The sequence below is a fragment of the Ahrensia sp. R2A130 genome (assembly GCF_000179775.1).
Lineage (GTDB): Bacteria > Pseudomonadota > Alphaproteobacteria > Rhizobiales > Rhizobiaceae > Pseudahrensia.
On sequence record NZ_AEEB01000025.1, the window covers coordinates 1 to 9,610 of the forward strand.

Annotated in this window: 12 protein-coding genes; 2 read left to right on the forward strand and 10 right to left on the reverse strand. The window is 53.4% G+C overall.

From position 1 onward, the window contains the following. The coding region (locus R2A130_RS15910) for an Ig-like domain-containing protein (protein WP_009465205.1) at window positions 1-2,865 on the reverse strand (2,865 nt) is incomplete at its 3' end. Window positions 2,866-3,178: 313 nt separating this feature from the next. Continuing rightward, window positions 3,179-4,042, reverse strand: coding sequence for a fumarylacetoacetate hydrolase family protein (locus R2A130_RS15915; RefSeq protein ID WP_009465206.1), 864 nt, complete (start codon window positions 4,040-4,042; stop codon window positions 3,179-3,181). Between the two features lie 117 nt (window positions 4,043-4,159). On the opposite strand from R2A130_RS15915, the gene R2A130_RS15920 reads away from it, so the two are divergent. Continuing rightward, a complete protein-coding gene (locus R2A130_RS15920) occupies window positions 4,160-4,882 on the forward strand; it encodes a GntR family transcriptional regulator (protein ID WP_009465207.1) in 723 nt (240 codons plus the stop codon). A gap of 2 nt (window positions 4,883-4,884) precedes the next feature. On the opposite strand, the gene R2A130_RS15925 is transcribed toward R2A130_RS15920, so the two are convergent. The 6 genes from R2A130_RS15925 to R2A130_RS19160 all read right to left on the reverse strand — a co-directional run bounded on the left by R2A130_RS15925 (window position 4,885) and on the right by R2A130_RS19160 (window position 7,469). Continuing rightward, a complete protein-coding gene (locus R2A130_RS15925) occupies window positions 4,885-5,148 on the reverse strand; it encodes a hypothetical protein (RefSeq protein WP_009465208.1) in 264 nt (87 codons plus the stop codon). A gap of 31 nt (window positions 5,149-5,179) precedes the next feature. After that, entirely contained in the window at window positions 5,180-5,638 is a 459-nt protein-coding gene (dctP, locus tag R2A130_RS19035; protein WP_211098067.1) for a TRAP transporter substrate-binding protein DctP, read from the reverse strand. Further along, complete coding sequence (locus tag R2A130_RS19040) at window positions 5,616-6,254, reverse strand: putative trap dicarboxylate transporter- dctp subunit (RefSeq protein WP_009465210.1); 639 nt, start codon at window positions 6,252-6,254, stop codon at window positions 5,616-5,618. The genes dctP and R2A130_RS19040 overlap by 23 nt, the downstream gene beginning before the upstream one ends. Window positions 6,255-6,325: 71 nt before the next feature. Continuing rightward, window positions 6,326-6,808: an OsmC family protein gene (locus R2A130_RS15935; protein ID WP_040306355.1), complete on the reverse strand. Its 483-nt coding sequence runs from the start codon at window positions 6,806-6,808 to the stop codon at window positions 6,326-6,328. After that, a complete protein-coding gene (locus tag R2A130_RS15940; RefSeq protein WP_009465212.1) occupies window positions 6,798-7,313 on the reverse strand; it encodes a malonic semialdehyde reductase in 516 nt (171 codons plus the stop codon). Before R2A130_RS15940 ends, R2A130_RS15935 begins: the two co-directional genes overlap by 11 nt. Window positions 7,314-7,325: 12 nt before the next feature. Further along, complete coding sequence (locus R2A130_RS19160; RefSeq protein WP_009465213.1) at window positions 7,326-7,469, reverse strand: hypothetical protein; 144 nt, start codon at window positions 7,467-7,469, stop codon at window positions 7,326-7,328. Between the two features lie 292 nt (window positions 7,470-7,761). On the opposite strand from R2A130_RS19160, the gene R2A130_RS18860 reads away from it, so the two are divergent. Further along, entirely contained in the window at window positions 7,762-7,995 is a 234-nt protein-coding gene (locus R2A130_RS18860) for a YciI family protein (RefSeq protein WP_009465214.1), read from the forward strand. A 70-nt stretch (window positions 7,996-8,065) separates the two neighbouring features. Here R2A130_RS18860 and R2A130_RS15950 read toward each other — a convergent pair whose 3' ends face one another. Together R2A130_RS15950 and R2A130_RS17840 are read right to left on the reverse strand one after the other, a co-directional pair. After that, entirely contained in the window at window positions 8,066-8,629 is a 564-nt protein-coding gene (locus R2A130_RS15950; protein ID WP_009465215.1) for an invasion associated locus B family protein, read from the reverse strand. Between the two features lie 75 nt (window positions 8,630-8,704). Further along, window positions 8,705-9,610: YadA C-terminal domain-containing protein (locus tag R2A130_RS17840; RefSeq protein WP_009465216.1), on the reverse strand; the 906-nt coding region annotated here is incomplete at its 5' end.

Consider the following 9,610-nt stretch of genomic DNA (forward strand, 5'->3'; position numbering starts at 1 on the left):
GTAGGAGATCGTCTCCGATCCATCGGTATCGTTAAGCGAACCACCAAGGGCTGCACCGACAGCAACAGCCGTATCTTCCTCGGTGGGAATAGGCGCAACAGGAACAACAACGTTCGGCGCATCAGCAACAGCAGTTACCGTGACAGGCACGGCGAAGGTCGTGTCGGCAGTAGCCGTGGTTACCTCACCACCAACAGGGCTTGTCTCGGTCGCAGTCAGCGTGACCAAAAGATTGAAATCAGCATCGGAGTTGTTGGGAGGCGTTGCCGTCATGGCAGCGAGCGCTGCATCGATCTGCGCAGGTGTACCCGTGATCGTCCAATCCTGACCGGCTTGCACCACAGTTGCACCCGATGGACCAAAGCCGCCCAACACGACACCGGTAGGAGCCGTGACCACAGCCTGTGTGATTGTCTCAGAACCATCAGTATCATTCAGCTGCGTGGTAACAGGAACGGCGATCGCCGTATCCTCATTACCCGCACCAACACCGGAACCGGAAGGCGCATCGGCAACAGCGGCCACGATCAGATCATGGGTATCGGTCGCGCTTGCAGTCGAACCGCCATCATCGGTGGTGGTAACCTCGACCGTCAGCTGCACATTGGTGTCGTCATCATCAGCAGGGTCATAGGCAAACGTATCCAGCGTCGCGCGAATATCGGCCTCAGGGCCAGTGATCGTATAACCACCGGCAACAGCGGTCACAGTCGCGCCGCCTGCTGCCGTGAACGTAATATCAGCACCGGCAGTAATACCCGTGACAGCAACCTGAGACACAACCTCGGACCCGTCCATATCAACCAGCGCATAGCTGATGTCCGCGCCGAACACCGTCGTCACATCCTCGTCAACCGAACTCGAACCACCCGTAACAACAGGTGCATCCGCAACTGCGGTGACCGTGACATTGAACGTGTCCGAAATCTGTTCCGAGCTACCATTGGACGTTTCAGTCGCAATGGATGTCAGCGTGAGCGGGAAAGTTCCGCTAAAATGCAGTGGTGGCGTGATGGTGAGACCGGCAAGCTCCGCCGACGTCAACAAGACACTTCCATCTGGTTGCACGGTACCAGCAGACAATGTGGCACCCGCAGGAATATTGGAAATGCTGAACGTCTGAACTTCAGAGCCGTCAGTATCGGCCAGCGTACCGCCGAGACCTACCAATGGGATTGGCATGTCTTCATTACCTGTCGCAGGCGCAACGATAGCGCTTGGCACATCTGCCACCGCTTCAACCGTAACAGGGTGTTGCCCGGTATTTGTGCTTGTGCTGCCATCGGCATCAGTCGCAGTGGTTGCGATATCGAGGATGAAATCATCATCAGAATTTTGTGGAGGCAAGACGGTCAATGTCGCCAATGTTGCAATGATATCGGATTCAGGACCGGTGATGCTAAAACCACCGGGAACCGCAGTCACAACAGCTGCACCGGTAACGGTCCAATCCACAACCGCGCCAGCGGGAGCGTTGGTTACCGAAACATCGGTAATCGCTTCGGACCCATCAGTGTCAGTGACACCCACCGCAATAGACTGGCCAACTGGGGCGGGCTGGTCTTCGCTGGTGGCCGATGTTCCGGGCGTCAAGTTTGGCAAATCAGCTTCTGCTTCTACCGTTACGGTAAAAGGTACGGATGTCGTGCTGGTATTGCCGTTTGAGCCTTCCGTGGCAGTTGCTTCGATGACGAGGTCGATCACACCATGAAAATCAGCAGGCGGCGTTAGTTCCACGGTCGCAAGGTCAGCGGGACTGATAGACCAGACACCGGGAGCAATTTCTGTACCAACGCTCAATGTCGCGCCGGTAGGCACACCGCTAATTGTAACGGCAATAGTTTCAGAGCCGTCGGTATCATCCAACGCAACGGTAAGCCCTGCCAATGGCACAGGTATATCTTCGTCAGTTACGGTGTTGGCAGCCGTAACGATTGGCGCATCAGCAACCGCGATAACATCAATAACAACGACTGAGGTGCGAACCGTACCGGAGGCAGGGTCGGTCAGCGTGTAGGTAAATGTAACCTCTCCGGAAAAGTCGGGATCAGGGTCAAACGTAAAGGTGCCGTTCGGGTTAAGAACGAATGTTCCATTTGCAGGCGGCGGACCGGACAATGCAAAAATTGCGCCCGGGTTTGGCACACTGTCGTTAGCTGCAAGGTCGCCAGCAAGCGGCGTATCTTCGGAAACAGTGAAAACATCAGGTACCGTTGTCGGCTCTTCAGCAGAGATCCCTCCACCTTCTTCGATAACCGGGAAAATGGTCGGGTCCATGCCCCGGATATAGTCCTCATCGGGGAGTGGTGGCAGGTGATAGAGATCAACACCAACACCCGCATTCACACGCCCGAACAGGTTGGCAAATGTTTTCAGTTCCAGCGAAACGGAGAAATATATTGAAGCGCCGTTCACCCCACCAAGAGCCTCGATCAGCGTTCCATCATTGTTGAGCTGGTTGCTAAAGAGACCATCGCGCAACGTCTCATCGGAAAGTCCTGCAAGCCCTTCATATTGACCAACGGGTTGGCCATGGGCCGCGATGAAACCTGCCTGAAACTCCACCCCCAACTCGGCAAAAGATACGATCTCGGCAGCATCTGCCAACGTTAGCAACAATGCCGGGTCCGCATTGAGAAGCTGAGCAACGTGCTCGTGAGGGACATTAGCAGCTTCAAGAAGCTCTTCAGAACGTGCGATGAGAAGCTCTTTACCCTCAGAGCGGAACGCAAGCTCACCGCTTTGGGTGATGACAAATCCTTGCCCGCCACCGCGCTGCGATTCCAATGCAATTGCTACTAATTCGATCAGCGTTTCGGCCGTGGGTGCCAGAAAACTAGTCGCAGCTGGGGTATCAATTGTCATCGCGGTACTCAGAACTCAAAACACGTTACACCCCCGAATCTAATGGGTTAGCGTTAAAAGAAATGAAACCTCGTTTGAAATTTACCGCTGGCTGTAGATTCAATCTGCCCAAGGTACCCAGCCCAAGTCTAAAGGCCGGCATTGATTCACTATATTGTTTGCAGATTTTTCTTAGCCTGCAGAATGATTTGGGAATTTCGCAACTGAATCTATCAGAAATCGCGCTTTTTTCGTGAAGTTTCGCTCTTTGAAAGAGTGGGCATGACCTCTCATCCGCAAAGAAGAATGATCAGGATTGGAACTCTAGGCCTGCTTAAGCCGAAACCTCATCAACAATCCGATTCCGTAATAAGCCAACCTTTTCGATTTCAACCTCTACGACATCACCGTCCTTCATCCAGAGCGGCGGTTTGCGGGCATGGCCAACGCCAGACCGCGTGCCCATGAGCACGATGTCACCTGGTTCTAGCGTCAAGCCCTCGGTGAGATAGACTAGAGTTTCCACAACAGGGAACATCATCATATCGGTGTTGCTGGATTGGACAGTTTGGCCGTTCAATCTGCATTCTATTTTCAGGCCCTTCGCAGCCTCTGGCAGTTCGTCCGGCGTCACGAAAACCGGACCTAGCGGACCAGTGGCATCGAAGTTCTTGCCCATGGTCCATTGGATCGTATGGCGTTGATATTCACGCACAGAACCATCGTTACAGCAGGTGTAGCCAGCGACGACATCCAACGCGTTTTCAGCTGTTAGGTGTTTGGCGTGTTTTCCGATCACCAGTGCAAGTTCAGCTTCATAGTCCAGCTGAATGCTCTTTGACGGACAAACCATGGGCTGCCCGTGCGGCACCATCGAAGAAACGCTGCGCATAAAAATCGTCGGATAGGGCTGCTTTTCAAAGATACCCTCGTTGACATGCTCCATGTAGTTGAGGCCGAGACAGAGTATCTTTCCCGGACGTTCTACGGGCAGCAGGAATGTCAGAGCGTCGTAGTTGAGACGATCATCGCCAGCATTGTCGGCTGCAGCAGCGTACTCGCCAATTCGCCCGTTTTCGATAGCTGTTTGAATATCGCGCGGGGCGTTTTCATCGATTGCCGTGACGTCGATCACACCACCATCAGAAACCACACCCACATGCGGGCCGTCCGCTCCTTCAAAAGCTACCAAACGCATGCCATTCTCCCAACTATACTGCTCAGCAAACTTCTATCGTGTGCGCCTTGGGCGAACAACGGAAAACCGATATATCTGACTGCAAGAGCAAAAAATCTACAAAAAGGAAATTACGGCATGGAGAGGGTAATCGAAGCTGAACAAGCTGATTTCGCGAGCGAAGGAATATCCCTGGGCAACGCCAGTGCAGGTTCACCATCCATGACAAGCCGCGCCTACGCAGCGCTCAAGCAAGATATAATTTCTGGCGCACTCCATCCCGGTGCGAAATTGAAGATCGAACAGTTACGGGAACGGTATGATGTGGGCACAAGCCCTATTCGCGAAGCACTAAGCCTTTTGACGTCAGACCATTTCGTGGAGCGGATTGATCAACGAGGGTTTCGCGTATCAAAGGCCAGCACTGCAGAATTCGCCGAACTCCTGAAAACCCGTTGCTGGCTTGAAGAACGGGCATTGCGGGAAAGCATCGCAAACGGCTCCCAAGCTTGGGAAGAACAGGTTGTGTTGGCCAATTATCGCCTGTCACGCATCCCGCGCTCGCAAGCAGCCGACCACTTTGTTGCTAATGCTGAGTGGGAAGCAGCACACAAGCTCTTCCACATGACGCTGATCGCAGAATGCGGTTCTACGATGCTGCTGAAATTTTGTGACCAGCTCTACGATCAGAACGTTCGTTACCGACAGCTTTCAGGAACGCAGGCCTATCCAAATCGTGATGTAGCAGAAGAACACAGCGCCATTTGCGATGCAGTTCTGGCTCGGGATGCAGACCTCGCCAGCCAGCGATTGATGGAGCATTACCAGCAGACCAGCATCTATCTCGCCGACAGCCTTTAGTTTTATAATTTAGCCGGAAGGAAACCGTCAGACCGCGTCAATCGGTTGCTTCGCACCACATCAGGCAATTGCAGAAACACGATCAAGACGAGGGAGAAGATCACTACCTCGACCACACCGCGCAAGGGAGAGTTGAAAACACCCCGCGCGATAACATCGACATTCATTATGCCAACAAGGACGAAAATGACTGCAGTACCGATAGCGTTGGCAACAATAGCGATGCCGAGCGCTGGTGAGAGAATGCGGCGGAAACCGTTTTCCATAATAATCCAGTCCCCGCCGTGTTAGCCTAGCTTAAAGTTCAGCAGCCCAATCACGCACCGGCGTGAAACCAGCGTCTTTGAGTTTCTGGGTATAGGCTTTCAGCATGTCGGAACCCGGGGCACCGGCAGCATCCAGCTTTTTGGCCCAGTCGACAGCAATGTTCGGTATGGATTTTGCCCAAGCCGCGCGGTCGTCAGCAGACATTTCAACCACTGTGCCGCCGCCAGCTTTGTAAGCCTCAAGCGATGCGGAAGCGCGATCCATTGCAACACCTGCAATATGGTCACGATATTTCAGGGCAACTTTCTGCAGGACATCTTTCACTTCGTCAGGAAGCTTGTTCCAAACGTACTTATTCACCGTCACGGTTTTTGAGTTAACGGCTCCAAGGTCCGCTTTCAGCATGTAGGGCGCAACCTCCGCAATCTTGAAGGTCTTAGCAGCTTCCGGCCAAAGCATGGCTGCATCAACAACACCGGTTTGCACCATCTTGTAGAAGTTCGGCAGCACCTTCGATACCCTCAAGGTAGCGTAGATTGTAGCCAGCGCCAGCAACCTTTTTGCCCTTTAAATCAGCAAGCGAATTGATCGGCTCTTTGGAGAACATCTGGTAAGTGTCGAGCACAACGCCGGTCGCTAGATAGACCTGATTTTCAGCGTCCAACTCCTTGTTCATCTGCGGAAATTCTTTGGCAATCTCGTCCACCGCCTTGGCAACCACACGAGCATCAGCTGCGATGAAGGGCGTGACTGCCGAGATGCCTTGGCTGGGCGATTTCGAATTGTGAAAGATCGTCGTAACGATGCCGATGTCGCCAAGACCAAGCTTAATGCCTTCCAGCACGCCGCGTGGTTTCACGATCTGGCCGCCATAGGCTTCCTGCCATTTGATTTCGTAATTGCCAGCTTTGGCCAGCTCTTCATCCACGCGCGGAATGAAGAAGCCGGAAAATTCTTTCACCCACATTGCCCGATCAGGATAGCCATCGATCGCAATCATATTGATCGTTTCGGCAGCTTGTGCAGGTGCAGAAACCGCAAAAGCTGCGGTGGAAAGCGCAAACGCCATTAGAGCGCGGCGGGTCGTTGTTACAAAGCTGGTCATGTTATTCCTCCCAGAATGCCATTAATTTTATCGTCCCCTGCCCGGCTTATGGTCGCCGGTTCAGGCAGTGTTTAGTTATTCGAGCTCGTCCATTCCTCAATGATCTCTGTTCCTGCTTGCCGAAACAGTTTTGCCAGCGGACAGAATTTGGCCACTTCAGCGGCCAGCCGGTCAAGGTCTGGTTGTGAAACGAGTTCGCTCGTCTCAACGCTCAGGTGAATACGCTGGAAGGGAACGTCGATCTCTTCAGCCAAGGTCACGCCACGCCGGTCGAATTCGCAGACCGCAGACCGCAGACCGCAGACCGCAGAAATATCAAAATGCCCGACTGAAATATCGAGGCTTTTTGCGCATTTATGACCGATAACATTCGTGCAACCGATCAATGCGGCTAACGCAGTGTCAGTTGGTGTTGGGCCAATATTGGTACCACCACGTTCTACCGGCACCACCAGATTCCGTATCTCGACATTGGCAAGCGAATGCGAAGGACAGTTGGCTTTTGCGCGAAGTTTAACCGTCGTCTTGGGGCGAATGGTTGGACTAGATGACATCACAAACCTCGTCGAAATCGAAACGGGGCAACCGCTGAAAGAGCGCGGTTTCATCGGCAACGCCAATATTGCAGAGGAAGTTGGATTTTAGCGTGGTGCCCGCAAAAAACTCTTCGTCGACCGCAGCATTGGAGAAGCCGGACATCGCACCAACATCCAGACCGATGGCTCGCGCTGCCATCATTAAATAGCCGCCTTGAAGCGTGGAGTTGCGGATCGCGGTGTCCAGCGCAAAAGCAGGATTATCGGCAAACATCTTCCGGCGGTCTTCATGGGGGAATAGCTTTGGCAGTTCGCGCCAGAACTCGGTGTCGTAAGCCACGATTACGGTCAGTGGCGCACCAGCCATTTTTGGCACATTCGGTGGCTTCAACGATTTCGACAAGCGCGCCTTGCCTTCCGGCGTCCGAACCCAAACGAAACGCGCCGGGCATGAATTCATGCTGGTGGAGCCCATTTTCACGATGTCATACATGCGATGAATTTGGTCGTCGGTGACGGGCACATCTTTCCAGGCCTAGTGCGACCGCGCGCGGCTAAGAGTAAGCTCAATACCTGCTTCGTCGAGTGCTCTTATTTTCTCGCGCAGGTCTCGCACATCCTGCTGCGCTTCCGCGCGCATATGCGCCAATTGCTGCTCGTCAGGAGTGTTAGCGCTCAATATCTAGCTCTTCGAGGGTCGTAGATGGCATACAAAAATACCCACATTATCATCGATTGATCAATAAATATCGATATTTTTATTGAAGTCAGAATTGGCTAAGATGATCTTCGCAATTCATCGACGGGAACCAATTCCTCATGCCAAGCTGGAACGAATATAAAGAAACCGCACGCGGACGTGGTGCATTGGCATTCGAGCTTTTTGTGGTGGAATCAACACTGGCCGTCGCCCTGATATTATGGTCCAGACCTTACCCGCACATCTGGACTATCAGCGCGAGTAGGAAGCTTTGGGAAAGCTTTTTCTTGCCGGTCCATTGTCCGATCTAACCGGCGAAGAGATGGAAGGCTGCGGCCTCATCATCTACCGCGCCAGCAATATGGACGAAGCAAAGGTTTTGGCAGACGGCGACCCAATGCACGCAGAGGGCAAACGGACCTACACTCTTCGCAAGTGGATGGTGAACGAGGGTTCACCATCATTTTCTACCGCACTTTCGGGCGGCAAGGTCACGCTGACCTAACCAGCATGCGGTGGACGCCAACAAAATCCTGATGGTTGACAGCCGATCGTTGGCGACGAACGACGATTACCTAGTTTTGCGTAACTTGCTCAGTCGAGCGCTTGGGCAACGCAGCCAAACGGTCCGTTGCTGCGGTAACGCCCGCCAACGTAAAACCAAGTCCCAAAGTGCTCTTGCTTTTCGTATCGGTAAAAATGAGAGTGAAGTGGTTGCCGCGCCGGATCTGCGCAAGTTGCGCGGGGCTCAACGATAGGCTCGCACGGCACCCCTTTAAGGTGCACGTTTGCACCTGAAGCAGGATCGGCTTTCCCTTATCCACGCGGTAGCCGACGCCTCTTGGAATATCGAGACCTAACGGCAGGCGCACGTTGAGATACCAGCGCATCCCATTCTTCAGTTCCACACGCCCCAATATCAACCGCGCTATCAACTGACCGTTATCGGTGTAAAGATTATTTCGCAGCTGACAGGTCGCCTGACTTTGAGCTTGCTTGGCAACGCAGCCAAGTTTCCAGATGTCTCGGAGGTCAACAGGTTTTTGCGCGGTTTGAGCCATTGCTTCTCCACCCGCAAGCACAGTTATTAGCGGCAGAGCAGCAGCAAATTTTGCCAGCATTTTTGTGAATTTCATCATCACTTTTCTCTCCTACGGAAAGCAGAACGCCCCACCTTTTGAGCGGGGCGTTCCAGATTTTTGCTTTGCTTGCGCTTAGAAGGCGAAGCCAATGCCTGCACCGTAAGCCACTTTGCCGGTTGTTCCGACAGCAGCAGAAAGGTTCATGGACGTGGTAGCGTTTGGCGAATAACCCAGTTTAACCGCACCGGCGAATTCTCCGTCATAACCACCGACACCGAAGCTCAAAGAAGTGCCAGTCGCGCCGCCCTGAATGACAGGCGCGTTGGCGATAGCAACCGCAGCTGCAATGCCGCCCTTCAGATCATCGGTCTCTTTTTCAAGACGCGATACGCGGCTTTCAAGTCCGGTGATGCGGCCCTGAACACCCGTCGACAGTTTGTCGAAGGTAACCGCGTTGTTCTGGATAGCAGCGGTATCGACAGCATCATCAGCCAGTTCTGAAGAACCAATCGCATTAGCTGCGATTTCGTTAGCCGTGATCGTGTCCACGGCAATATCTGCAGCCACGATAGAACGGTCTTCGATGGTGCGGCTGTTAACGGCATTGTCCTGAATGGCGGCATTATCGACGGACAGATCAGCCAATTCAGATGCCGTGATGGCGTTGGCCGCAATATCGTCTGCGGTCAGCGTGTCATCCAGAACTTTCGCGGAGGTCACAGCGCCATCAGCAAGATCGGCTTCTACGATGGTCGCATCAGCAATTTTGGCAGACGTTACAGCGCTGTCGGCAATGTCAGCTTCGACAATAGTGCCATCAAGGATCTTGTCAGTGGTGACGGCATCTGCGGCAAGGTCGGCGTTGGAGACGGTACCATCGGCAATTTCGTCAGTGCCAACTGAAGCGGTGCCCAGATCGTCAGCCGTCAAGCTGTTGTCCACGACGTTCGCGCTGTTCACAGAATCCCCAGCAAGATCGGCGTTGCCGACCGTGCCATCAGCAATTTCGTCAGTACCAACTGAAGCGGTGCCAAGATC